Below are 24,959 nucleotides of genomic sequence, written 5' to 3'. Positions count from 1 at the left end.
GACGCCTCCGGTCAGGAGATCAGAGACACTGATCCATATCCAGTGAAGGTTTGTCGCACTCCGGACGGCCGACGATCTTGGCGGGTACGCCAGCGACCGTGGTATGAGGCGGCACCGGGTTGATCACCACGCTGCCCGCGCCAATTTTGGCGCCCACGCCCACTTCGATATTGCCGAGCACCTTGGCGCCCGCCCCTATCATCACCCCTTCGCGGATCTTGGGATGACGATCGCCACTCTCCTTGCCGGTACCGCCGAGGGTCACGCTCTGCAGGATCGAGACATCGTCTTCGATCACCGCCGTTTCACCGACCACGATACCGGTGGCGTGGTCAAACATGATCCCCTTGCCGATACGGGCGGCCGGGTGCACATCCACCCCGAACACCACCGAGATCTGGTTTTGCAGATAGAGGGCCAGCGAGCGTCGACCCTGGCGCCACAGCCAGTTGGCGACCCGATAACCCTGCAGGGCATGGAAGCCCTTGAGATAGAGCAGCGGGGTAGAGAAGAGATCGACCGCCGGATCCCGCTCCTGCACGGCGCAGATGTCGGCCGCCACCACCGCCAGCAGCTCGGGTTCGCTGCGCAGAGCCAGCTCGATCACCTCGCGCAAAGCGATGGCCGGCATGGTGGCACTGTCGAGCTTGTTGGCCAGCTGGAAGCTGAGGGCCGATCGCAGATTGTTGTGATTGAGAATGGTGGAGTGGAAGAAGCTGGCCAGCATCGGCTCCTGGGCCGCCATGCACTGTGCTTCTTGCTGAATTTTGTGCCAGGTTTTGGCAACCAGTTCATCCATGTTGCAGCCTACTGTTGTTCGGGGTGAGGGCTCTGTTGTTCTTTGGTCAGCACCGAGATCGGGTCCATGTGGATGATGACATCCATCCGCTCGAATGCCTGACGCACCGCCTGCTCGGCTTCATCGGCAATCTGATGGGCCTTGACCAGGGGGATCTGATCGTCCAGTTCCAGATGCAATTGTACGAATCGGGTCGGCCCGGATTGACGGGTGCGCAGGTCATGTGCGCCGTGTACACCTTCTACGGCACAGCAGAGCGCCATTATTCTCGCTTGTTCTTCCGCTGGCAACTGACGATCGAGCAGGGCCTGCACCGACTCGTAGCCAATGTGCCCCGCCCCCCACAGCAGAAACAGCCCGATCAGAATGGCAAACAGACCGTCGGCCCAGTACCACCCCTGCCCCGCCAGCACCAGCGCCAGCAAGACGCCGGCATTGAGCAGCAGATCGGAGCGGTAGTGCAGCATGTCCGCCTTGATGGCCACGCTGTTGGTTTTGCGAATGACAACGCTCTGGAAGCTGACCAGCAGCAGGGTCAGCACGATGGAACCGCCGCTGACCCAGAGACCCGCCTCGAGCCGTTCGATGGGAGCCTGCTTGAGCAAAGAAGAGATACCGTGCATCACCAGCAACAGTGCAGAGCCGGAGATAAAGGCTGACTGGATGAGTCCAGCCAGCGACTCCGCCTTGCCGTGACCGAAGCGATGTTCGTCATCGGCCGGGGCCAGCGCATAGCGAATGGCCAGCAGGTTGATGATGGAGGCGCTCACATCCATGAAGGAGTCCGTCAGGGATGCCAGCAAGGTTGATGAATCTGTCATCAGCCAGGCGATCAGTTTGCCGATGATCAGCAAGGTCGCGGTAGTGACCGCCGCAATGCTGGCAAAGGTGACCCAACGGGAATATTGTTGATGGCTCAAAACCGGCTTTCCTCTGACGATGAAAAACTTATTATACCCTGACCCAGGCGTCTATTCGGCGCGAAAATCAGTGGAACAAGAAGCGATGAACAGAATAGTCCTGGTCGATGACGATCTTGAATTGACCCAGCTGCTCACCGAAATTCTGACCCTGGAGGGATTTCGATCTGGCCAAGGCGATGGACAAGATCGCCATGCTGCCGGTGGACAACGTCTACCTGCGCGACGAGAAGGGGCAGATCCAGTCCACCACCCATCCGCGCAAGTTCGTGGTGCGCTTTATGGTGGATGCCGATGACCCGGCCAACCCCATGCTGGGCAACGAGGATCGCAAGGCGATCGCCGGCCCCTTCCTGATGGCGCACCACGGCCATCGCTATCACGTCTATTTCGGCCTCAATGCCGAGAATCCCTACCTGTTCCTGTTTATTCAGGTGCTGGATCACCCGATCCGCATTCTGGGCATCTCGATGCTGGTCAGCACCCCGCTCTGCCTGCTGCTCGCCTGGCGGCTGACCCGCCCCATCCTGCAGTTGCAGAAGTCGGTCTCCCAACTGGCGGCTGGCAATCTGGAGGTACAGATCCCCAACCTGGGACGGGGCGACGAGATCGGCCAGCTGGCGGACAACGTCAGCCGCATGGTAGAGACGCTCAAGAGCATGATCCAGAAGCAGAAACAGCTGCTTTCCGATATCTCCCACGAGCTGCGCAGTCCCCTCACCCGGATGCAACTGGCGCAGGCGCTGATCCGCCGCAAGCAGGGCGACAGCGCCGAACTGGCGCGCATCGAATCCGAGATCGGGCGACTGGACAAGCTGATCGGCGATCTGCTCGATCTGTCGCGGGTGCAGCAGCATGTGGAGGCGCCGGTGATACAGCCGCTGGCCGACCTGCTGGAGCCCATCCTCGAAGATGCCATGTTCGAGGCGAACCAGAGCGGCAAGCAGCTCAAACTGCCGCCGCTACCCACGGAGTCACTCCAGATGTGGCCGGAACTGCTGGCCCGGGCGGTGGAAAATCCCCTGCGCAATGCCCTCAAATATGGCCGCGAGTGCATCAAGGTAGATTGGTTCCGAGAGGGGGGAGAATGGGTGATGACCATTCGCGATGATGGCCCCGGGGTGCCTGACGAGCAGCAGGCGCTGCTGTTTCAGCCCTTCTTCCGGGTCGATGATGCCCGCAATGCCAAGACCGGCGGCACCGGGCTGGGGCTGGCCATCGCCTCGGAGGCGATCCAGCGCCATGGCGGCACCATTGCGGCCAGCAACAATCACCCGACCGGACTGACCATCACCATCCGGCTGCCCATCGCCTGACCCTTTTCATCCGGACGGGCGCTGGGTATGCTGGCGCCCCTTCTTGGCTTCATCTCTCTTTGCAGGAGCTCGTCATGCTCGATATCGTCCTCTACCAGCCGGAAATTCCGCCCAACACCGGCAATATCATCCGGCTCTGCGCCAATACCGGTTACCGGCTCCATCTGATCGAGCCGCTGGGGTTTGAGTGGGATGACAAGCGGGTGAAGCGGGCGGGACTCGACTATCACGAGTTTGCCGAGGTGAAGCGCTGGCCGAGCTATGAGGCCTTTCTGGCCGCGGTGGTGCCCAAGCGGGTATTTGCCTGCACCACCAAGGGTCGCACCGCGCACTCGGCGGCCCAGTATGCCCTTGGCGATGCCCTGTTGTTCGGCCCGGAGAGCCGCGGCCTGCCCATCGAGATCATCGAGAGCCTGCCGTTCGAGCAGCGGCTGCGCATCCCTATGGTGCCCCAGAGCCGCAGCATGAACCTCTCCAACGCGGTGTCTGTCTTTGTCTACGAGAGCTGGCGCCAGCTCGGCTACGACGGTGCCATGTAAGCGCCACCGATGCTCAGTGGCGGGCGTCGAGCAGATGCCCGCTGCGCTCCAGCCGCCAGCAAGTGACCCCCAGCGACAGGCCGCGCCCCACCATCAACGCTGCCATCGCCGCCCATAACGCGGCCACGCCCCACGACTGACAGAGCCACCAGATCGGGAAGAAGCCGCCAAACGCGGCCAGCAACATGCTGTTGCGCATCTCCCGCGCCCGGGTCGCCCCGATGAATACGCCATCCAGCAGGAAGCACCAGACCGCCAGCAAGGGCATGGCGATCAACCAGGGAAGCTGATGATTTGCCTCCGCCACCACGGCCGGAATGTCGGTGATATAGCCGATAAGGTGGGCACCAAAGAGGGCAAACACCAGGGTAAAACCGCTGGCAATGAGGGCGGCCCAGCCCAGATTGAGCACGATGGCCTCCCGCAGTTTCTGCCGATCCCGCTGACCGATGGCTCGCCCTACCATGGCCTCCACCGCATAGGCAAAACCATCGAGCCCGTAGGAGATGAGCATCAGGAAGTTGAGCAGCACCGCATTGGCGGCCACCGCCACATCCCCCAGCCGCGCCCCTTGCAGAGTCATAAAGGCAAAGCAGAGCTGTAAGCAAAGGGAGCGCAGGAAGATATCGCGGTTGAGGCCGAGCAGCCGCACCATGGGCGCGAGCTGGCGCCAGCGCTGCCAGCCATCCTGCCACACCGTCGGTGCCAGTTGCCGCAGCTGACGGCGTACCAGCCAGATGCCGACTGCCAGCGCGCAGTAGTCCGCCATGACCGAGGCTGCCGCCACACCCCGCACCTGCCAGCCGAGCCCCAGCACAAACAGGGCGTCGAGCGCCATATTGACCAGATTGGTGAGGATCAGCATCACCATGGGACTGCGAGCATCCTGCATCCCCAGCAGCCAGCCCATGATCACCAGATTGCAGAGCGCCGCCGGGGCGCTCCAGATCCGCACCGCCACGTATTGGCCCGCATAGAGCTGCACCTCGGGCGAGCCGCCACTCAGGGCGATCAGCCGTGGCAACAGGGGGAAGAGCAACAACAGCAGCGCCAGGCCAAGAGCAATGGCCAGCCCCAGCGCCCGCAGCAGGGTATCGAGCTGGGCACGACCGTCGGCGGCGCCGTGCGCCTGCGCCGTCAGCCCGGTGGTCGACATCCGCAAAAAGCCGAGCAGCCAGAAGATGAGGTTGATCAGGGTCGCACCGACCGAGACGCCCCCCAGAAACCAGGCCTGACCGAGATGACCGATCACCCAGGTGTCCACCAGCCCCAGCAAGGGAGTGGTGATATTGGAGAAAACCATGGGCAGGGCGAGCGCAAAAACTGCGCGGTGGCGAGAGGGATCGCGCCACCAGGGGGCAATAGCTGGGGTCACGCTCAGTGGCCTGCCAGCTTCAGGATGCGGGAGAAGTCAGCGAGCATAGTGGCCATCTGCACCCGTGGCACCTGACCCGGCGCGACCTGCGGGCGGAACACCCCCTGCAGCTTGCCCTTGGGATTGATCAGCACGATGGAGGCGGAGTGATCGATCAGGTAATCCTTCTCCCCCTGATTGGCGATGGAGTAGATGAGCCCCAGATTGCGCACGAACGGGAACAGCTTGTCGTGGGGGGCAGTGGCCGCCTTGAACTCTGGATTGAAGAAGGCGGTATAGGTCTTGAGGCGTGGAATATCGTCACGCTGGGGATCCGCCGAGATAAACACCACCTGACTGTCGGGCGCCATCTTCTTCAGCTGGTCATAGACGGAACGCATATCTGCCAGGGTGGTGGGGCAGATATCGGGGCAGAAGGTGTAGCCGACGAATAGGAAAGTCCAGTGCCCCTTCAGGTTGGCAGGAGTGAACGGCTGGTTGTCCGCATCGGTAAAGGCAAAATCGTTGATGTCCCGCCCCGCTGGATAGTAGTCAGCCTGTTGCGGCAGCTCTGGCCGGGTGACGTAAAACACCAGGATCAGGCAGGCAGTCAACAGCAGAAAGAGCAGGGGATAGCGGAGCTTCATCATAACAAGAGACCCTTTCAGTTCGAGGCAGATGGCCAGCAGTGACCGGACAAGAGGGGGGGCATTGTACCCCAGCGAGCCGCCAAGGTGGGTCAACCTTGTGCAACCCCCTGTCAGGAGTCGACCATTTGGCACAAAAAATAGCCAATGTCAGCCATAAAAAAACCGGCCTCCTCGGGTGCCGGTTATGGGTGGATTTGTTTGCCTCTTCAGCTCAGGGGCGAACGTTGCGCCCCTGCTGCAACATCTTGCCGATGGCTCTCACCCCTATGGGGATGACGGGGGCCAGCCAGCCCTCTTCCCCCTGGCGATCGCCATGACCACGCTTGAACAGCAACACCAGACGCACCACCTTCTCTTTCGGACATCCCAGCCAGAGCGTCCAGTGCGAACCACGATGGTGCAGCCAGAGACCGTAAAACCAGGTCATCCGGCTACCTTTGACAAAACGGGTGATTGACGATTCCGCTGGCGCAGCCCCAGCCTCTGAATCCCATGGCGATCTTGATGCCATACCAGTCCTCCTTGACCGACAGGTCATGTTGCTTCGTCGGCCTGAACTGGGAACAGGCCCGTCACGACTATCTGCAACGAATACAGAGTGGTCCCCTTTGCCCGACAAGGCTCGGGATCTCCCCACTCCCCCTTCATATCCCGTGAAGGTGTACTGCCCGATTCTCGTTGTTACCGGCCCTCCCGTCCCGGCGCATTGCGATGGTCAGAGGGAGGCGTCACACCCCGTCTCGGCGACCGGGCTCTGATCTGAGCATATATCTGAAATGGATGATTGGTAGCGGGTCGCACAGGACAAACATGCCGCCGCTGCAACCTCTTTGATATGACAGGGAAAGTGCGCCAGAAACTGCACGACCTCCCGAAAGAGGCCGTGTGGCAAACACAGTTGGAAGGGATAATTACATCCAGTCGGCGTTGCGGATCACCCCGACCGCCAGTCCCTCGATGGTGAGCTGCTGACAGGAGAGATCCACCTCGATGGGGGAGAGCTCTTCATTCTCCGGCAGCAGCCACACCTGACTGCCCTTGCGCTGGAAGCGCTTGACGGTGACATCCTCATCGAGACGGGCGACCACCACCTGACCGTTGCGCACCTCCTGGGTCTTGTGCACCGCCAGCAGATCGCCATCCAGAATGCCGATGTTCTTCATGCTCATCCCCTGCACCCGCAGCAGAAAATCTGCCCGTGGGTGGAACAGGGCGGGATCCACCTGATAGTGGCTCTCGATATGCTCCTGAGCCAGGATGGGTTCACCGGCGGCCACCTTGCCGATCAGCGGCAGGCCGTTCTCTTCCTGCACCTCTTCCTCTTCGATCAACAGGCGAATGCCGCGGGACGTGCCCGGCATGATCTCGATGACCCCTTTTTTGGCCAGGGCCTTCAGATGTTCTTCGGCCGCATTGGCCGACTTGAAACCAAGCTTCTGGGCAATCTCGGCACGAGTCGGCGGCATGCCGGTCTCGTTCATATTCGCCTTGATCAACTCCAGCACTTCGGCCTGGCGGGGGGTAAGGGGTTTCATAGAATTGGCACCTGTCTTTTTATACAGCACACTGGCAGTATATACAGTGCAGTGGCCAAGGCAAGCCGCAGCTGACATTTGTCGCGGCCCTGCGTTCATTTGCCATGGTTTTGATCCCGCGCAACCGACTCATCGTACCTCTCAGCGACAAGGGACTGCCGATTTGCTATGCTCACGCCGCATTTTTTTGGAGAGCAGACGCACATGTCCCTAGGACAGAAGATTTCCAGAGCCATCTTGCAATGGCCGGTCAGCGGCTTGGTCAATCACAAGAGCCTGCCGGAAAATCCCATCACAGAACTCAATCTGGATCCGGCCAGACCCATCGTCTACGCCCTGAAAACCAGTTCGATCACTGACCTGATGACCCTGCAGCAGTGCTGCGAGGGTCTCGGTCTGCCCGGCCCCTTCACCCCGCTGGAACTTAACGGCCAGCTGCTGCCGCGCTATGTCTGTCTGGATCGTCCGCCTCCCCTGTTTGGCAAACGCAGCAAGCCGCTCCCCTTCCTGCAGGAGTTCCACCAGCTGCTGGATCTGCACAAGCAGGATCCCGATCTCGATATCCAGGTGGTGCCCGTCACCCTGTTCTGGGGCCGCGCCCCGGGGCGGGAAGGGGAAGAGGCCACCGGCCTCAACATCATCAGCAGCCTGGCACCGAACCGCCTGAAAAAAGCGCTCATCGTGATCCTCAAAGGTCGTGAGAATCTGGTGCGCTTCTCGCCGCCGCTCTCCCTGCGCTACATGGCCGACAAGCACGGCACTGACGAAGGGATCGCCCACAAGCTGGCGCGAGTGGCTCGCACCCACTTCAGCCGCCAGCAGCTGGCCGCCACCGGCCCGAAACTGCCGAACCGCAACCTGCTGTTCAAGCAGCTGCTCGACTCCGGGGTGATCCAGCAGGCGATTGAAGAGGAAGCCCAGCGCGAAGGGATCAGCCTCGAGAAGGCGCAAAAGCGTGCCCATGGCTACATGGACGAGATCGCCTCCGACTTCTCCTACCGGCTGATCCGCCTGGGCGAGAGCTTCCTCGGCTGGCTGTGGAACAAGCTCTATCGCGGCCTGTCGGTCAATGGCGCCGAGAAGGTGCGCCAGCTGGCGCAGGAAGGACACGAGATCGTCTACGTCCCCTGCCATCGCAGCCACATGGACTACCTGCTGCTCTCCTATGTCATCTACCACCAGGGCATGGTGCCGCCCCATATCGCGGCGGGCATCAACCTCAACTTCTGGCCAGCGGGCCCGATTTTCCGCCACGGCGGTGCCTTCTTCATTCGCCGCACCTTCAAGGGCAATCCGCTCTACAGCACGGTATTTCGTGAATACCTGAATCTGCTGTTTGCCAAGGGGTACTCGGTGGAGTTCTTCACAGAAGGGGGCCGCTCCCGTACCGGCCGTCTGCTGCCGCCCAAGACCGGCATGCTGGCGATGACCCTGCAGGCGATGATGCGCGGGCTGGACAGGCCGGTGACCCTGGTGCCGGTTTATCTGGGCTATGAGCACGTGATGGAGGTGAACACCTACCACAACGAACTCAAGGGCAGCCGCAAGGAGAAGGAGAGCTTCCTGCAGGTGGTCGGCATCCTGCGCAAGCTGCGCAACTACGGCCGTGGTTTCGTCAACTTCGGCGAGCCGCTGACTCTCAACAGCTATCTGAGCGAACACATCCCCGACTGGAAAAAGCACATCGGGAAGGAGGAGCGTCCGGAGTGGATGGCAGGCACCGTCAACGATCTGGCCGAGCTGCTGATGACTCGTATCAACGGCGCTGCCGCGGTTAACGGCCTGACCCTGAGCGCGCTGGCACTGCTGGCCGCCGAGCGTCACGCCCTGACCCGCGACGAATTGCAGGCCCAGCTCAACACCTATCTGGATCTGCTCAAGGCGGTGCCTTACAGCCCGCACAGCACCACCCCGGACGAAGATGCCAAGACCCTGTTGGATCAGGCGATGGAGCTCAACAAGTTCGAGGTGAGCGAGGACAAGCTGGGGCAAATCATCAGTCTGGACCGCTATCAGGCGATCCTGCTGACCTACTATCGCAACAACATCCTCCACCTGTTCGCCCTGCCCTCGCTGGTGGCGGCGCTGATCGAGCGGTGCGAGGGGATCTCCCACAGCGAGCTGCTGGCCCGCTGCATCGACATCTACCCACTGCTCAAGACCGAGCTGTTCCTCCGTTATGAAGAGGACGAGCTGCCGGCGCTGGTCGATGCCCTGTTGACCGAGCTGCGACGTCAGCAACTGATCGAGGCGCGCGATGGCGGCTACTGGGTCAATCCGGCAAACCAGATGCGCCTGCTACTGTTGGCCGAAAGCATCCAGGAGACCCTGCAGCGTTACGCCATCGTGCTGACCCGGGTGCTGGCCCAGCCCCGGATCGAGGCGGAACAGCTGGAGGCGGACGGCCTGATGATGGCGGAGCGCCTCGGTACCCTGCACGGCATCAACGCCCCCGAGTTCTTCGACCAGAAGCTGTTTAGTACCCTGATCCACACCTTGCGCAAGGAGGGCTACTTCTCCGCAGATTGCAAGCCGGATCTGGGTCGCTTCCAGGCCCTGGCCGACAACATAGTGCCGCTGCTGAGCAACAAGATCCGCCGCACCATCCAGGCGGGCAACCAGCTCTGATCTGCAATGAAAAAAAGAAGGCCGCTGATGCGGCCTTCTTTTTTATCGGGATTTCGCGGGAACAGGTCACGCCAGCAGACAGTCGAACACTATGCCGATAAAGATAAGCACTCCCACATAGTTGTTGTTGAGAAAGGCCTGGAAGCAGGCTTCCCGCGCCCGCTCGCGAATGAGCCGCTGCTGATAGACGAATAGTACGGCCGCCCCCAACATGCCCCAGTAATAGGGGCTCCCCAGCGTCATCAGCTGGCCGATCAGCAGCAGGATCAGCAAGGTCGCCAGTTGCAAGGCGCCGATGATCCGCTTGTCATGACGACCAAACAGGATGGCACTGGATTTGAGACCGAGCTTGAGGTCATCATCCCTATCCACCATGGCGTACTGGGTATCGTAAGCCACAGTCCAGAGCAGATTGGCCAGAAAGAGCAGCCAGGCCACCACGGGCAGGGCATTGGCCTGAGCCGCATAGGCCATCGGGATCGACCAGGAGAAGGCCATGCCGAGCACCAGCTGGGGGATCGGAATGTAGCGCTTCATGAAGGGGTAACAAACCGCCAGCAGCAGGGCGGCGAACGACAGACCGATGGTGAGCGGGTTCATGGTCAGCACCAGCGCGAAGGCGATAAGCGCCAGCACGGCAAACAGCACCAGCACCTCCCGCGGCTTGACCTTGCCACTGGGCAGCGGCCGGCCGGCCGTACGCTTCACATGGCCGTCGAAATTGCGATCCGCATAGTCATTGATGACACAGCCAGCCGAACGCATCAGAAAGACACCGACCACAAACACCGTCAACACCCAGAGATTGGGCAGGCCATCGGCGGCCAGCCAGAGCGCCCAGAGGGTCGGCCACAGCAGCAGCAGGGTCCCGATGGGTTTATCGACGCGGGCCAACTGCATGTAAGCCAGTCCCCGCTCCTTGGTTAACAGATTCACTCAGACTCCTTGTCACAGACGAGAGAAGGCAGAAACAGCTCGTGCACCAGCAGTGGCCACGGCCCCAGAAACAGACGGGAACGACGCCCCCAGACCGTAGCGGCCGGACAGCGGGGATTGGCGGCAATCTCGAAACGGGCCAGTTGCAGGTGGTCGCGACGGGCCGGCTCATGGCCAAAGACCCGCTCCCCCAGGGGCTGCTCGCCCAGCTCGGCAATACCGCTCCCTTGCAGCGCCTCATCGGCAAACAGGGTCCAGCCCAGCACGGCGGGTCCGTGATCCCCATGCAGGATCACCTCGCGGCAGGCACCGGCCGGCGAGGCCGCAGCCACCAGCCACTGCTCATCAGCCGTGAGGACGACCGGGTGATTACCCAGCCATTCCACCGAAAAGTGATGATTGTGCTGACGCAGGCGCCGGGTCATGGAGCCGGGCTCCAGCAGCCAGGGACGCAAACTGGCAGGCAACTCGCAGCATTCGGGGGCAAGCCACCCGCTTAATGGCGTGAGGGGAACAGTCAACTCGGACTTCACAGCTTCACCATCCAGAGATTTCCGTGTTCAGGTTAAAATCCGGTTTATTATCCGTAAATCAATAGCGAAATGTAAGAACATCCGTGCTTGACGGCCCCAATGGCAACATCAAAAATGGGGTATCTGCCGTTGATGAGCCATTTATATGAAGATTTTCAAATTTCTGCTGGTGTTGTTACTGAGCTTTGGCGCACTGCATGTGCAGGCTGAAGAGGAGCCACCGGCAGAGGGGGCCGAAGCGGCCGCCAAACCCGGCTTCTCCTACCACGCGCTCGACCCCGACATCATCACCAACTACCTGAGCGATGGCAAAACCCTCGGCTATATCCGGGTCACGGTAGAACTGATGGCGGAGAACGAGGCCGACCTCAAGCTGCTGGAGCAGCATGACCCGCTGATCCGTGACACCATCATCCGCCTGATGGGCAGCAAGAGCGCCGATCAGATCAAGTCTCTGGTCAGTCGCGAAGAGCTGCGCAAGGAGTGCGAGACCAAGGTCAACGAGCTGTTGGTGCAAGAGGCTGGCAAGAAAGCAGTGCGCGAGCTCATCTTCACCAAGTACCTTTACCAGTAATCCGTCTCGAAACAATCGCTTATTGGCATATCGACCAATAAGCGAGCTTTGCCGGTTCACTCGAAATGAAAATCGATTACAATACGGCCGTCGAGTCGTAGAGGTAGTCGTTATGGGCAGCAAGACCCTGTGTGAATGGCGCCGTCACGAGATCCCCTCCGATCTCAAGGCGTTGCGCAAGATAGTCCGCAAACCCAAGTTTGTCTGTGGTAAGTGCGCCCGCAGTGCCAATGACAAGGGTTACCTCTGCCAGCCACTGCGATTGAAAGAGGAGTAGCCCCCTCCGTCCAGGGCGTTATTGATCGGTCCACCCCTGCTTCCCCTGTTGGAACAATCTACGCGCCTGAGTATCGTTGGGGCAGACACCACGATACTCCTCGCCTGAGCGGCCAGCCAGATAGAGGTGTTCCGGGCGGCAGTACCAGGCCAGCCCTTTCTGATGGCCCTGCTGCCACAGTTCGGCATCCACCTTCTCGCCACACTGGGCCTGATGAAATTCGATTCTGGCCGTAGTGAAGCCCAGTTTGCCATCTGCCTCCCCCACTTCGCTCCACTTCTTCTCGCAAGGGTCATCGTTGGAAACACAGCCCCCCAACAGGGCCGCCAGCAATATGATGGAAAGTCGCATAATCATCCTTGAGTGTCGTTTGAGCTGTTCATTCTTGACCAGTCAGGGAATGACCACAAGCAGCTTGCATCCACCCTGTGAGCGCACCAAAAAAATCAGGCGGGCCAAAGGCCCGCCTGTTCGTTCAATGTCGTGGTTCACAGGTCATCGAAAGGGTCGTCATCCTGCCAGCTTTCGTCTTCCCATTGATCCAGCTCTTCTTCCCAGGAATCCGGCTCCCAATCATCATCAGATGAGTCGTAATCCGGCTTGTGTCCACCCATCTTCACTCTCCTTGGATAGTTCACCCGCACTCCAATTTTATCCGGAATTGTCGGGCTCGCCAGTCAGAGGGAGTTCAAAGTTTGACCAGGGTGCGACCGGCAATCTGGCCCAGGGTAATGGCTTCGGCAGCATCGACCACCTGCTCCAGGCCAATCTCGGTGACCGCCTGTGCGAAGAAGCTGGCGGGCAGATCTCGCGCCAGTCGTTGCCACGCCAGTTGACGACGTTCAAACGGGCACATCACCGAATCGACCCCCTGTAACCGCACATTGCGCAAGATGAAGGGCATCACACTGGTCGGCAGATCGAAACCACCTGCCAGCCCGCAGGCCGCCACCGCGCCGCCATAGTTCATCTGGGCCAGCAGCTTGGCCAACACCTGGCTGCCGACAGTGTCGATGGCACCGGCCCACAGCTGTTTCTCCAACGGCTTGGCGGGCACCAGCAGTTCGCTGCGCGGCACGATGCGGCTGGCGCCCAGTGCGGTCAACATGGGGCCCTGCTCCTCGGGACGACCAGTCAAGGCCGCCACCTGATAGCCAAGGGCGGCCAGCAGCGCAACCGAGGTCGCACCCACGCCACCCGCCGCGCCGGTGACCAGCACCTCGCCGCTGTGCGGGGTAATGCCCGCCTCTTCCAGCGCCAGTACGCAGAGCATGGCGGTGAAACCGGCGGTGCCGATACACATGGCCTGGCGCTCATCGAGCCCGGCGGGCAACGGCACCAGCCAGTCACCCTTGACCCGCGCCTGTTCGGCCATGCCACCCCAATGGCCTTCGCCTACGCCCCAACCAGTGAGCACCACCTTGTCGCCGGGCTGATAGCGGCTATCGGCCGACTCCAGCACGGTACCGGCGAAGTCGATGCCGGGCACCAGTGGCCACTGGCGCACTATCTTGCCCTTGCCGGTGATGGCCAGCCCATCCTTGTAATTGATGGAGCTGTAGGCGACAGCTACCCGCACCTCGCCTTCCGGCAACTGGCTCTCGGCCAGCCGGGTCAGGGTAGGTACGGTCTTGCCGTCTTGGTTTTCCAGTAACAGAGCCTTGAACATGGTTGCCTCTTTGATGACATGTGAAACGGGGATCAGCTGCTTTGCCGCTTTTGCAGTTGAAAATCGAGGGCCAGCGCCGTGCCCATCACCGGCTCCCCGGCCAATTGGCGCAGGATCAGCTCGGCGGCCTCCTGCCCCATCTTGCGATAGGGGATCCTGACCGACGTAAGAGTAGGATAACAAGCGCGTGCCACATCCAGATCGTCGAATCCGGCGATGGCGAGCTTGCCTGGCACATTCAAATGACGACGCTGGCATTCGAACAGCACGCCAGCGGCCAGCTCGTCGTTGACGCAGATCAGTGCGTCCAGCTCGGGCCAGCGCAACAGAAACTCGCCCAGCATGGTGGCGCCGGTGCTGAAACTGGGCCGCTCCGAGGTGTTGATAATGGCATCGGGGGAGAGGTAGTTGTCGAGCAACGCCTTCTGCCAGCCCCGCATCCGCTGTTGCAGCATCCATTGCTCCTGCCGGGCACAGAGAAAACCGATGTTGCGGTAGCCCCGCTCGATCAGGTGGCGGGTCAGCTGATAACCGGCATCAAAGTTGGAGACCCCCACATTCATGTCGATGGGGCTACGCGCCATGGCGCCCACCTCGACCACCGGCAGGCGGGAGGCCTTCAGACGGGCACGGATAGTCTCGCCGGGATCACCGCCAAACAGCACCACCGCCGCCGGATTGTGCTGCATAAAGCTGGTCAGCAGGCTCTCTTCCTGCTGCTTCAGGTGCTGGGCATCCCCCAGCATGATCTGGTAACCCTCGTCGAGCAGGGTCTGTTGCAGGCCAGCGATCATCTCGCCACAGCCCGCCTCCGTCAGACTGGGGACGATCACTACGATAGTCTGGGAGGTGGCAGAGGCGAGTGCCCCGGCCGCCCGATTGGGGATATAGCCGAGCTCTTCCACCGCAGCTTCGATGCGCTCGCGCATCTTGTCGGAGACCATATCCGGCGTGCGCAAGGCGCGGGAGACCGTCATGGCCCCCACCCCGGCCAGCTGAGCCACATCGTTGAGGGTCACCCGACCCGTGCTACGGCGCTTTTTTGCTTCTGACATCCATCCCATCCTCGGCTTGCGGCTGCTCACTTTAAGGCAAAAGTGCGGCGCTGACTATTTGCTCAAGGCCGATTCTATCCTCTCCCCCGGATCACGGGAGCAGAGTGACCCCCGTTAATACGTGGAATGATAGCGCTATCACAGTTTCATGTTAGCGCTATCTGATAGCGCTAACTTTCGCGATCACCCTCACAGTTTCACCACCGCAAGATCGATAGATTGGCGCCATCTTAACTAGCCGGATCACCACCATGCTGACTCAACTGCTGACCGAGGATGTCATCCGCATCGAGCCTGCCGCCCGCGACTGGCGCCACGCCATCGAGCTGGCAACGGCTCCCTTGCTGGCCAATGGCACCATCGAGCCCTCCTACGTGGCGGCGCTGTTTCGTTCCCACGAGGAGATCGGCCCCTACTACGTGCTGGGTCCCGGTCTGGCGATGCCCCACGCTCGCCCCGAGGACGGCGTCAACCGGTTGGGACTGGGGCTGACCGTCATCAAGCAGGGGGTCAACTTCGACTCAGAAGGCAACGACCCGATCCAGCTGCTGATCACCCTGGCCGCCAGCGACAGCAACGCCCACGTGGAGACCATCGCCCAGCTGGCCGAGCTGTTTATGAATGAAGAGGACGTGGCGGCCATCATCGCGGCCGACACCAAAGACGACATCCTGCGCATTCTGGCGCGCTACTGATCTGCGCCACGGCGCACCTGAAAAAGGAAGAGACAATGAAAATTCTGGTTGTATGCGGTCACGGTCTGGGCACCAGCCTGATGATGGAGATGAGCATCAAGAGCATCCTGAAAGAGCTGGCGGTCACCGCCGACGTGGATCACCGCGATCTGGCCTCCGCCGGTAGCGAAACCGCCGAGATCTTTATTGCCACCCGCGATATTGCCGAGCAGCTGCAATCCATGGGCGTCAATGGCCGACTGGTGAGCCTCGCCAACATGGTCGACAAGGTCGCGATGAAAGAGCAGCTCTCCATCGCCCTGCGCGAACTGGGCGCCCTATAAGGATCCTCCATGCGGCCTGCGGGCCGCATCTTCCATTGCCAGGAGCTGACCATGGAATTTTTCAATTTTCTGATGTTTGATGTGCTCTCCGAGCCCGCCGTACTGGTCGGCCTGATCGCGCTTATCGGCCTGATTGCCCAGAAAAAACCGGTGACCGAGTGCATCAAGGGCACAGTCAAGACCATCATGGGTTTCGTCATCCTGGGGGCCGGTGCCACCCTGGTGATCAACTCGCTGGGTGACTTCGCCGTCATCTTCCAGCACGCCTTCGGCATCAAGGGCGTTGTGCCCAACAACGAGGCCATCGTCTCCATCGCCCAGACCTCGTTTGGCAAGGAGATGGCGATGATCATGTTCTTCGCCATGCTGGTGAATATCCTGATCGCCCGTCTGACCCCGTGGAAATTCATCTTCCTGACCGGTCACCACACCCTGTTCATGTCGATGATGGTGGCGGTGATCCTCTCTGCCGGCGGCATGAGCGGCGTGCCGCTGATCGCGGTGGGCAGTCTGGTGGTTGGTGTCGCCATGGTCTTCTTCCCGGCCATCGCCCACCCCTTCATGAAGCAGATCACCGGCTCCGATGACGTGGCGCTGGGTCACTTCTCCACCTGCTCCTACGTGCTCTCCGCCCTGATCGGCGCCAAGTTCGGCAACAAGGCCCACAGCTGCGAAGATGTGCAGGTACCGAAGAGCCTGCTGTTCCTGCGCGATACCCCGGTGGCCATCTCCTTCACCATGGGCATCATCTTCCTGGTGACCTCCGCCTTCGCCGGCCCCGAGTTTGTCTCCAGCGTCGCCAAGGGCAAGCACTGGTTCATGTTCTCCCTGATGCAGTCCATCACCTTCGCCGCCGGTGTCTACGTCATCCTGCAGGGTGTGCGGATGGTCATCGCCGAGATCGTACCCGCCTTCAAGGGGATCTCCGACAAGCTGGTGCCGAACGCCAAGCCGGCGCTCGACTGCCCCATCGTCTTCCCCTACGCCCCCAATGCGGTGCTGATCGGCTTCCTGTCGAGCTTTGCCGCCGGTCTGGTGGGGATGGCGCTGCTCTACCTGATGGGCTTGACCGTCATCATCCCGGGTGTGGTACCGCACTTCTTCGTCGGCGCCGCCGCCGGGGTATTCGGCAACGCCACCGGTGGTCGTCGTGGCGCCATTCTTGGCTCCTTCGCCAACGGCCTGCTGCTGCTCACCATCCTGCCGGTGTTCCTGCTGCCAGTGCTGGGCGACCTCGGCTTTGCCAACACCACCTTCAGCGACTCCGACTTCGGTGTGGTCGGCATCCTGCTGGGGCTGATCGTTCGCTAATTCCGGCAACCGCCAAAAACAAAACGGAGCGCATCGCGCTCCGTTTTTTTATGGCCGGCCATCGATGATGGATGGCGGGCTGTATGAAAGGCTGACACTCAGTCGTTCTCCAGCGCGGTGAGGCAGTGAGAGAGTGTGCGGGCCAGCGCCCCCTGATTGCGCAACACCACGGCGCGGGCCTGCTCCCCCATCTCGCGGCGGGCGTTGCCGTCGGCAAACAACTGGCTCACCTGTTCGCCCAGTGCGGCGGCATCGGCCACGATGGCGGCGCCCCCCTGAGCCACCAGCTGGCGGGTGATGTCGCTGAAGTTGAAATAGGCAGGGCCGGTCAGGCAGGGCTTGCCGAGCGCCGCCGGCTCCAGCAGGTTGTGACCGCCGATCTTCACCAGACTTCCGCCGACAAAGGCCACATCGGCCGCTGCCAGCATCAGCGGCAACTCGCCCATGGTATCGCCGAGATAGACCTTATCCTCCGCACTCACCGCTGCACCATCAGTACGCCGCACACAGCCATAAGGGGCGCACAGCTCGGCCACCCGGTCGAACCGCTCGGGATGGCGCGGCACCAAAATCAGCAGAGCAGCGGGATGACGTTTGAGCAGCAGGTCGAAAGCGGCCAGCACCTGCTCGTCCTCACCCAGATGGGTGCTGGCGGCGATCCAGACCGGCCGCTCGGCGCCCAACTGCTGGCGCAGGGCACGCCCTTTGGCCTGCGCCTCGTCACCAAACTGGATGTCGAACTTGATGGAGCCGGTCACTGCCAGCCGCGAACGATCGATGCCGAGGCGGGCGAAGCGGTCGGCGTCATCCTGATGCTGGCAGAGCAGATGGGTCAGCGGCCGGCTCAGGGCGTCGAAGGCACCTTGGAAGCGGGCATAACGCTGGCAGGATCGCTCGGAGAGGCGGGCGTTGATGATGGTCACCGGCAGGTGGCACGCCTCGCAGGCCGCCAGCCAGTTTGGCCACAGCTCGGTCTCCATCACCCAAAGCGCACGCGGCTTGAAGGTATCGAGAAAGGCGGCAATGGCCCAGGGGTAGTCGAGCGGCGCGTAGCGATGCACCACCAGATCCCCCAGCTTGGCCGCCTGATCGGCGCCGGTACGGGTGGTGGTGGTGAGCAGGATCGGCAGGTCGGGCCGCTCTGCCTTGAGGGCGCGAATGAGCGGCGTGATGGCCAGCGTCTCCCCCACGCTCACCGCATGGATCCAGAGTGGCGCATCCTGCCCGGTGACAGGCAGCCGCCCGAGATGCTCGCCCCAGCGCTCGCCAAAGCCGGGCTTGCCTTTCTTCGGCTTGTAGAGCGCCAGCAGCGCCAGAGGCAATCCCAGATGGATTAGCAGGTTGTAGAGCAGGCGATAGGGCATCTTACTCGCTCAGATCCAGTTTGTTGCACGCCTCGACCACCTGCTCCGGTGGCAGATCGATCAGGCATTTGAGGTGGCCGAACTTGCAGGTGCGCTTGAAGCAGGGGCGGCACTCGATGTCGGTGTGGACGATCTCGACCCGGTCCGCCAGCGGCGGGGTATAGAGCGGCGAGGTGGAGCCATAGACGCCGACCAGCGGCCGATTGAGGGCGGCGGCGATGTGCATCAGACCGGAGTCGTTGGAGATGACCCGGCCAGCCAGCGCCATCAGATCGATCGCCTCGTGCAGACTGGTCTTGCCCGCCAGCACATGGCAGTTGGGGCGCGTCAGCAGGTTGACTCGATCCCGGATGGTGTTGGCCACCGGCACATCCTTGTTGGAGCCGAAGATCCACACCTGCCAGCCCTCGTCCAGGTGCTGCTGGGCCACCACGGCGTAATGCCCTTCCGGCCAGCGCTTGGCCGGGCCAAACTCGGCACCGGGGCAGAGCACCAGCACCGGGCGGGCGCGATCCAGCCCCAGCCGCTCCAGCGCCTTGCTCTGGTTGATCAAATCGACATGGAGCGCCGGGTGCGGAATGGTCGGAATATCGGCCCGGCTCTTCATCTGCGCCTTGGGATAGGCGAGTGCCAGATAGCCCTCCACCATCAGCGGGAAGGCGGACTTGTTGCTGCGCAGGTCGTTGAGCAAACCGTAGCGGCTCTCGCCCTTCCAGCCGGTGCGCACCGGAATCCGGGCAAACCAGGGGATCAGCGCCGACTTCATGGAGTTGGGTTGGACGATGGCCTGATCGTACTGCTCGGCCGCCAGCTGCTTGCCGAGGCGGCGGCGCGCCACCAGCTTGAAGTCACCGTGGCCAAGGGGCATGGTGATCGCCTTGTCCACCTCCGGCATCCGCTCCAGCAGGGCGCAGCACCAGGCAGGGGCCATCACGTGCAGCTCGCACTCCGGATGGTTGGCCTTGATCGCCTTGTAGAGGCTCTGGGACATCACCATATCGCCGACCCAGGAGGGGCCGATTACCAAAATTTTCATAGCGATTTTTTGATTCAGATTGTTGGGTAATAAAACATGATTATCCAATTTTTACGACTTGTGTTCATCTAAATGTGATTGATTATTTTTTATGATATTTTTCAATAATTTGAAAAACATTTTCCTGGCCCGATTCAACAGTCTTACTTTATAAAAAAATAAAGCAGTTTTAGAAAAATGTTTTTGGCAAAAATAGAGCTCATTACGATAATAACTATCCGATAAAAAATGGTACTGAATCCCAGTATCGACACCACCGGTCGTTGCTCTCAGGTGTTTTAACTCTGCCTGTGGCCAGAAAATCATTTTTTGACCGTTTTTATAACAGCGGATGCCATAGTCTGCATCCTCTCGAATCGCCAATCCCTGAAAAAACTCGTCAAAATAACCGACCTCGTCCACAACACTTTTTTCTATACTAAAATTGCAGCCGGTAAGTGTATTAGTCTCCCCCATCGTCAGGCAATCATTTCTTCCTGTCACCTTTAGCATTTCACTCATATATTGAGGTTTAGCCGAGGGAATTTTGTCTACATCCTTGTCAACGGTAACACGACCTTGTACCACGGAGTAACCAGACTGATGAGCTGCGACATGCTCCCGGATAAAATTCGGAGTTAAAACAACATCATCATCGATGAAAATTAAAACATTCCCCTTCGCTTCACGCAATGCTCTATTTCTCGCTTTGGTCAAACTCGGTTCCTGCCGAAAAATTCTAATTTTATCCTTAACCTGTAACAAGTAATTTTCGGTTTCCGCAAGATGCGTTTTTGTCTGGTCAACAACAATTACCTCAAAGGAGGGGTAGCTCTGTGCCAAAACATCCTTAATTGTATCAACTAGCACCGCTTCCCGATTATAGGTGCAGATCAAAACACTAACATCAACCATATCGACCCCTCATGCGTATTATAATAAATATGTGTCTATATATTGAGCAATTTCAGCCAACGAGAAACAACAACATCTGGAGCGTAATCATCTAGTATTTTCTTATACTGTACAAGATCAGGTTTTTCGTTTAGGGCTAGAAACATTTTATCGGCCATGTCTTCAGCATTAAATTCACAAACATAATTTTGAAGACCACGATTCATAATATCGTGAACCCCTCCCTTGCTGTTGGTTACAACCATAGGAGCACGACAAGATAGCCCCTCTAAAAGAACTCCTCCCGCCCCTTCGGCTTTGGATGAAAGGACAAATAGACTTGTTCTGGAAAGCCATGGATAAGGATTGGCCTTATATCCGACAAAATGAACTCTGTCTAGCAGGCCATATTGCTCTGCTTTTTTTTGTAACTGTGCCTTGTCAGAACCATCACCGACAAAATAAAGATGATGCCCCACTCCATATTTTTTCATCAAGATTATATAGGCATCCAGTAGCAGGCTATTATTTTTAACCGGCACCAGCCGACCAACGCTGACAATAAAATTTTCCTTTGGAATATCAAGGTCGGTGTGAGTTTTTAACTCATCGATAGCTGAGGCAGGAAACACATTATTTACGACATCCATTGATGTGGGTTTTACGCCTGCATCTCTAAAATAGTGTTCATAATCCGCCATGAGTCCTTGCGCGTTCAAAACAACTCTACTTTTATCAAATAAACAGCGTGCCAGTAATTTTCCAAAAATATTTTTCTTCTGATGATTTGGAACATTAACGCATATTCTAGCAGTATTACTTTTTTTTGCTGGCCAAATCAGTTCAAATGTGCCTTGACCACGTAATAACACCAGGTCAAATTTTCCATATTGCCTTTCCAACTGCTTGAGTTTGAAGAGGTACACAGGATACAACGCCAATGCATTGACAAGAAAAAAACCCTTGTTTACGAACAAATTGACTACCCGACCAAGCAGCTCGATAAACCAACCAATGATGGTCATTCTTGCCAATTTTTGTAAATCAAAATGGTGCAAAATAACATCGCCATTCCGTGGAGAAATTTCTTTGTTCTTGTCTCTAAAGTAAATGAGATGTGTTTCGTGTCCTGCAGTAGAAAACGCATCTGCCATATTACAAGCTGCTCTCTCCATTCCACCAAACTTTAAAGAGCGAACGATCACTGCAATACGTTTTTTATTTTTCATTTCGTCTCCTTCACCCATTTACATTCATCTAATGCCCAAACACTCCCTTCATCAATCATTAACGATCTTTCCGGTATAAAATCTTGGCCATGGTTTTCAATATTGATTTAATTCTTTTATTTTTCACCTTTGATGCAAACAAAAGAAATTTAAAACTCTCCAAAAAATGTAGGATCTGATATCTCTGGCAATAATAGCTGAGATCATTTTTAAGCATAGGTAACTTACCAATGATGACTCTCAACAAAAACCGTTTTAACTTATCTTGTGTAAATAATGACTCTCGCTCATCAAAAAACTTCATCGATGACTCAAAATCATATCTTGAGCTCAACGTTCGATGTGACTGAACATAACATGTTGTATAAGCATCGACGTATTTATATTCAACACCAGTCGTTATTAAATCACACAAAAACTGATAATCCTGATGACGCCTTAACGATTCATCAAACATCACCTTGTTTATAACGTTGGTACGAAAGAAAAATGAACTTGTCTGTGGGGGTGATTCAAAAATGATGTCACATGGTGTTGACAATAACGTTGGATTGCTTACTTTCCTTTTCTCTTCACGGCCATTCCGATACACACGAATAACATTGGAAAATACATAGTCGACATCTTTTATATTTTCAAGACATGTTTCAATATGATCATCCATCCAAAAATCATCAGCATCCAGCAAAGCTATATATTTTGATGACGCGATCTTCATGCCAACATTTCTAGAGAATGCACCATTCCGGTTTTCTTTGTTCCTGACATACTTTATTTTTTTTTCAATGGCATCATATCGCTCGATAATAATTCGTAATTTATCACTATCATTAGAACAATCATCAACAATTATCACCTCATCGACAGGTCTGGTCTGACGATAAACACTATTCAAACAGCGCTCAAAAACTGGTGAGTCATTGTAATAAGGAATAACTACAGAGACAGTCATAATTGTTTGCTCACATCAATAAACATTAAAATGATTACTCTGCACGCTTAACGTTTGCATACAAACTTGGTATTAATGAGGTCACGCCAAGCAACATCAATATGACTATAATACGACCGTTATTAAAAATCAGATAGGGTTCAAAGAAGTTTGCTACCCCGAATAAAATCCAAAAACAAAGATTGAATTGGTATATATCCGCTGCAATCAAATTTTTCTTTCTTGCATTGTATGCATGTTTCATTATATACCCGATGAAACATAAAAATAACAACAACCCGCACACTCCGGCAATTACAAGTATTTCGACATAAATATTATGGTGATGCGTGAATACCTTTATGGCTCTAACCTCGGTATCTTGCTCAATTATTTTTTTAGATGCCAAAGGACTGTGCCACCCTAATAATGGCCGCTGTTTAATATACGTAAGAGCATTATTCCACAAATGAAAACGAATACCGACACTGGTCAGTGGCACTTCATCCCACTGGAGTGTTACAATTTTTTCGATGGTCTCTTGTTCAGTATTAATTCGTTTTAAAAATACCTTATCCTGGCCGGATATGTGCAACGCGCCTTGTGCTAAAAACAACAACACACCGACATATATAATATTCTTTTTCGATAAACCTTCTTTATTTTTAAACAATGTCGAGACAAGCAAAAACATCAATACAACGAACGAGGCAACCCATATCCCTCTGGTCTGGGTAAACACCACACCAAATAAGTTAATCAATAAACAAACCGCAAATAACACCGTTTTTAACCAGAGATACTTCCCCTGTAGCAAACGCTGTCTAAAGCAAACCAAAGCAAAAAACATCACACCAAAAAACAGCGCAAGATCCTGAACATTACGCAGACCAAATGCCGGTCGTCCTCCGGATAGGGCCTGCTGCCAATACGCGATGGTATTTGGTGAAAATAATATTAGCCAAAAAAATCCAGCCAACGCGGCTGACCATACAATGAGTACCCTCTTTTCGTTACCTGCGATAAAAACCATCAACAGTAAATATGGAAAATACTTTACCAAAAAATCGAATTTTGGCAGCTTGGTGTTCCACGGCTCATGATCAAGCCACATTGAAAACCATCCCATCGTTTGTACGATAATGATGGCGAGTAAAAAATAAAACAGCGCCTTGGGGAAAAAAGACTGCCTGACCATCAAATAGAGACCAATAATACATGGCACAATAATTAAGCTTTTCGCCAGAGATGAGTCAGCAAAACATAAAAAAGCATAGGCTAATAAAAATAATAATCCTATTTTTTTTATGTTTTCATCATTTTTAAACCAGTCAATGCATATCACCAAAAAATCCTTCATCCAACCCCCACCAATAAATTAATATTAAATATCTTATAATAATTGCCTTCTCATCAAGTGCGTCGTCACATCTTTTTTACAAAGAGCTTTTTGAGGTAATTATCTCTGATTTGTAAGAAGACGCCACGAATATACCTATAGCCAAGAAGAACCTGAAGCTCAGATTTTTTTATTCCAAAAACAAAGCTTAAACTTTTTATTGTGGCCAATGATACCGAAGCATTTTGCGATGTCTTTTCCCCTGTCGCATTAAATAATTCATAGAGATAGCTGTTGCTGGGCGGAAATAATTCTTTTGGTATGTTTTTTCTATTGATCGCTTCATTCCAAAGATGAATGCAATAAGCATCAGATGTCATTTTTTTACAAATTGAATGTCCTTTTTCATCAAACATAACATCTGTTTTTTCCATCATCTCAAATGGTATCGGATAAAAATGTTTAGGCGAAAGCACTGATGATATGTTTTGATTATCTGAGATAAACTTCGTCAGTAAAGATGGGCCTATCTCTCCCCAAGCAAAATCATTACCTTTTGATTCAGCTATTTCTAGAATTTCATTTGCAACATTTTTTTTCTTGATCAATAAGACTGCACCATTTATCACATTTTCAGATTGATAACCGACTAAAACATCTTTAGACGCTTCAGCCAAGCCATCAAAATCACTTGCAGACTTTAAACAAAATACATCTGTATCAAACCACCAACCGGGTTCTGAAGATAATAGTTTATACCTAAATAAATCTGAAAATGCCGCGAGACAACCAGTCTTTCCTCCCTGTTTTAATTTTTCGACATCTTTAATATCCGCAAATATTGCTGCATCACACAAAACAGCCCCATTAGGAATATTCAAATTTTTATTAAAAGTGTGAACTCGAACATGAAAACCATGATGAACGAATGAGCTGATGCAACATCTTTCGTAAAGAGATAACGAACTACCATGCCAAAAGAAATTTGCAATTGCCATATTAATTAACCTTATTAAATTACCTGTGTCACTATTGTATATATAAATAATTAATTAACCTGCTTAAATATCAGG

26 protein-coding genes and 1 pseudogene are annotated in these 24,959 nt (G+C 56.1%); 8 read left to right on the top strand and 19 right to left on the bottom strand.

Features of this window, described 5'->3' with window-relative positions; all coding sequences use genetic code 11:
• Nucleotides 1-19: 19 nt before the first annotated feature.
• Entirely contained in the window at nt 20-799 is a 780-nt protein-coding gene (cysE, locus tag BN1125_RS04505; protein WP_042010922.1) for a serine O-acetyltransferase, read from the bottom strand.
• An 8-nt stretch (nt 800-807) separates the two neighbouring features.
• Nucleotides 808-1,719: a cation efflux pump FieF gene (gene fieF, locus BN1125_RS04500; protein WP_042010921.1), complete on the bottom strand. Its 912-nt coding sequence runs from the start codon at nt 1,717-1,719 to the stop codon at nt 808-810.
• Between the two features lie 149 nt (nt 1,720-1,868).
• Between fieF and BN1125_RS04495 the strand changes: the two are divergent.
• Together BN1125_RS04495 and trmL are read left to right on the top strand one after the other, a co-directional pair.
• Nucleotides 1,869-3,035: pseudogene (locus BN1125_RS04495) on the top strand (ATP-binding protein); the annotation flags it as partial.
• Nucleotides 3,036-3,109: 74 nt separating this feature from the next.
• Nucleotides 3,110-3,574, top strand: coding sequence for a tRNA (uridine(34)/cytosine(34)/5-carboxymethylaminomethyluridine(34)-2'-O)-methyltransferase TrmL (gene trmL, locus BN1125_RS04490; RefSeq protein WP_042010920.1), 465 nt, complete (start codon nt 3,110-3,112; stop codon nt 3,572-3,574).
• A 13-nt stretch (nt 3,575-3,587) separates the two neighbouring features.
• Here the strand turns inward: trmL and BN1125_RS04485 are convergent, their stop codons facing one another.
• From BN1125_RS04485 to lexA, 4 genes are all read right to left on the bottom strand, one after another.
• Nucleotides 3,588-4,877 (bottom strand): MATE family efflux transporter, encoded by a 1,290-nt coding sequence (locus BN1125_RS04485; RefSeq protein WP_244268463.1) that lies wholly within the window; start codon nt 4,875-4,877, stop codon nt 3,588-3,590.
• Between the two features lie 74 nt (nt 4,878-4,951).
• The gene (locus BN1125_RS04480; RefSeq protein WP_042010917.1) at nt 4,952-5,578 is read right to left on the bottom strand and encodes an SCO family protein; all 627 of its coding nucleotides are present in this window, start codon (nt 5,576-5,578) and stop codon (nt 4,952-4,954) included.
• A 211-nt stretch (nt 5,579-5,789) separates the two neighbouring features.
• Nucleotides 5,790-6,005: a hypothetical protein gene (locus BN1125_RS04475; protein WP_005356042.1), complete on the bottom strand. Its 216-nt coding sequence runs from the start codon at nt 6,003-6,005 to the stop codon at nt 5,790-5,792.
• 484 nt (nt 6,006-6,489) lie between these two features.
• A complete protein-coding gene (gene lexA / locus BN1125_RS04470; protein ID WP_042010916.1) occupies nt 6,490-7,113 on the bottom strand; it encodes a transcriptional repressor LexA in 624 nt (207 codons plus the stop codon).
• Between the two features lie 204 nt (nt 7,114-7,317).
• On the opposite strand from lexA, the gene plsB reads away from it, so the two are divergent.
• Entirely contained in the window at nt 7,318-9,741 is a 2,424-nt protein-coding gene (plsB, locus tag BN1125_RS04465) for a glycerol-3-phosphate 1-O-acyltransferase PlsB (protein WP_042010915.1), read from the top strand.
• Between the two features lie 66 nt (nt 9,742-9,807).
• On the opposite strand, the gene ubiA is transcribed toward plsB, so the two are convergent.
• Entirely contained in the window at nt 9,808-10,677 is an 870-nt protein-coding gene (gene ubiA, locus BN1125_RS04460) for a 4-hydroxybenzoate octaprenyltransferase (protein ID WP_084202255.1), read from the bottom strand.
• On the bottom strand, nt 10,674-11,210 hold the full coding sequence (locus BN1125_RS04455; RefSeq protein ID WP_042010914.1) for a chorismate--pyruvate lyase family protein: 537 nt from the start codon (nt 11,208-11,210) through the stop codon (nt 10,674-10,676). The genes ubiA and BN1125_RS04455 overlap by 4 nt, the downstream gene beginning before the upstream one ends.
• A 145-nt stretch (nt 11,211-11,355) precedes the next feature.
• Here BN1125_RS04455 and BN1125_RS04450 point away from each other — a divergent pair, with 145 nt between their 5' ends.
• On the top strand, nt 11,356-11,784 hold the full coding sequence (locus BN1125_RS04450; protein WP_042010913.1) for a flagellar basal body-associated FliL family protein: 429 nt from the start codon (nt 11,356-11,358) through the stop codon (nt 11,782-11,784).
• 112 nt (nt 11,785-11,896) lie between these two features.
• Nucleotides 11,897-12,061: a hypothetical protein gene (locus BN1125_RS18925; RefSeq protein ID WP_156993089.1), complete on the top strand. Its 165-nt coding sequence runs from the start codon at nt 11,897-11,899 to the stop codon at nt 12,059-12,061.
• 18 nt (nt 12,062-12,079) lie between these two features.
• Here the strand turns inward: BN1125_RS18925 and BN1125_RS04445 are convergent, their stop codons facing one another.
• From BN1125_RS04445 to BN1125_RS04435, 4 genes are all read right to left on the bottom strand, one after another.
• Entirely contained in the window at nt 12,080-12,412 is a 333-nt protein-coding gene (locus BN1125_RS04445; protein ID WP_042010912.1) for a DUF2799 domain-containing protein, read from the bottom strand.
• A 137-nt stretch (nt 12,413-12,549) separates the two neighbouring features.
• Nucleotides 12,550-12,675 (bottom strand): hypothetical protein, encoded by a 126-nt coding sequence (locus BN1125_RS19650; RefSeq protein ID WP_280136061.1) that lies wholly within the window; start codon nt 12,673-12,675, stop codon nt 12,550-12,552.
• 74 nt (nt 12,676-12,749) lie between these two features.
• The gene (gene acuI / locus BN1125_RS04440; protein WP_042010911.1) at nt 12,750-13,730 is read right to left on the bottom strand and encodes an acrylyl-CoA reductase (NADPH); all 981 of its coding nucleotides are present in this window, start codon (nt 13,728-13,730) and stop codon (nt 12,750-12,752) included.
• 32 nt (nt 13,731-13,762) lie between these two features.
• Complete coding sequence (locus BN1125_RS04435) at nt 13,763-14,785, bottom strand: LacI family DNA-binding transcriptional regulator (protein ID WP_042010910.1); 1,023 nt, start codon at nt 14,783-14,785, stop codon at nt 13,763-13,765.
• Nucleotides 14,786-15,036: 251 nt separating this feature from the next.
• Here BN1125_RS04435 and BN1125_RS04430 point away from each other — a divergent pair, with 251 nt between their 5' ends.
• Genes BN1125_RS04430 through BN1125_RS04420 form a run of 3 tightly spaced genes read left to right on the top strand, consistent with a single transcriptional unit; the run spans nt 15,037 to nt 17,114 of the window.
• Complete coding sequence (locus BN1125_RS04430; RefSeq protein ID WP_042010908.1) at nt 15,037-15,480, top strand: PTS sugar transporter subunit IIA; 444 nt, start codon at nt 15,037-15,039, stop codon at nt 15,478-15,480.
• A 35-nt stretch (nt 15,481-15,515) separates the two neighbouring features.
• Nucleotides 15,516-15,803, top strand: coding sequence for a PTS sugar transporter subunit IIB (locus BN1125_RS04425; protein ID WP_042010907.1), 288 nt, complete (start codon nt 15,516-15,518; stop codon nt 15,801-15,803).
• Between the two features lie 51 nt (nt 15,804-15,854).
• Complete coding sequence (locus BN1125_RS04420; protein WP_042010933.1) at nt 15,855-17,114, top strand: PTS ascorbate transporter subunit IIC; 1,260 nt, start codon at nt 15,855-15,857, stop codon at nt 17,112-17,114.
• A gap of 98 nt (nt 17,115-17,212) precedes the next feature.
• Here BN1125_RS04420 and waaA read toward each other — a convergent pair whose 3' ends face one another.
• The 7 genes from waaA to BN1125_RS18380 form a co-directional block, all read right to left on the bottom strand.
• Complete coding sequence (gene waaA, locus BN1125_RS04415) at nt 17,213-18,478, bottom strand: lipid IV(A) 3-deoxy-D-manno-octulosonic acid transferase (protein WP_042010906.1); 1,266 nt, start codon at nt 18,476-18,478, stop codon at nt 17,213-17,215.
• A 1-nt stretch (nt 18,479) separates the two neighbouring features.
• Nucleotides 18,480-19,514 (bottom strand): lipopolysaccharide heptosyltransferase II, encoded by a 1,035-nt coding sequence (gene waaF / locus BN1125_RS04410; RefSeq protein ID WP_042010905.1) that lies wholly within the window; start codon nt 19,512-19,514, stop codon nt 18,480-18,482.
• A gap of 51 nt (nt 19,515-19,565) precedes the next feature.
• Complete coding sequence (locus BN1125_RS04405; protein ID WP_052446064.1) at nt 19,566-20,408, bottom strand: glycosyltransferase family 2 protein; 843 nt, start codon at nt 20,406-20,408, stop codon at nt 19,566-19,568.
• Between the two features lie 35 nt (nt 20,409-20,443).
• Complete coding sequence (locus tag BN1125_RS04400) at nt 20,444-21,616, bottom strand: glycosyltransferase (protein WP_042010904.1); 1,173 nt, start codon at nt 21,614-21,616, stop codon at nt 20,444-20,446.
• Between the two features lie 58 nt (nt 21,617-21,674).
• On the bottom strand, nt 21,675-22,568 hold the full coding sequence (locus BN1125_RS18385; RefSeq protein WP_084202253.1) for a glycosyltransferase family 2 protein: 894 nt from the start codon (nt 22,566-22,568) through the stop codon (nt 21,675-21,677).
• Between the two features lie 34 nt (nt 22,569-22,602).
• Nucleotides 22,603-23,907 (bottom strand): O-antigen ligase family protein, encoded by a 1,305-nt coding sequence (locus BN1125_RS04390; protein ID WP_084202252.1) that lies wholly within the window; start codon nt 23,905-23,907, stop codon nt 22,603-22,605.
• A 65-nt stretch (nt 23,908-23,972) separates the two neighbouring features.
• Nucleotides 23,973-24,884, bottom strand: a complete 912-nt coding sequence (locus BN1125_RS18380) for a hypothetical protein (protein ID WP_084202251.1) — start codon at nt 24,882-24,884, stop codon at nt 23,973-23,975.
• Nucleotides 24,885-24,959: the final 75 nt, after the last annotated feature.

It is taken from the genome of Aeromonas fluvialis (assembly GCF_000819885.1).
GTDB classification, from domain to species: Bacteria; Pseudomonadota; Gammaproteobacteria; order Enterobacterales; family Aeromonadaceae; genus Aeromonas; species Aeromonas fluvialis.
This window is presented reverse-complemented; position numbering and strand designations above follow the sequence as displayed.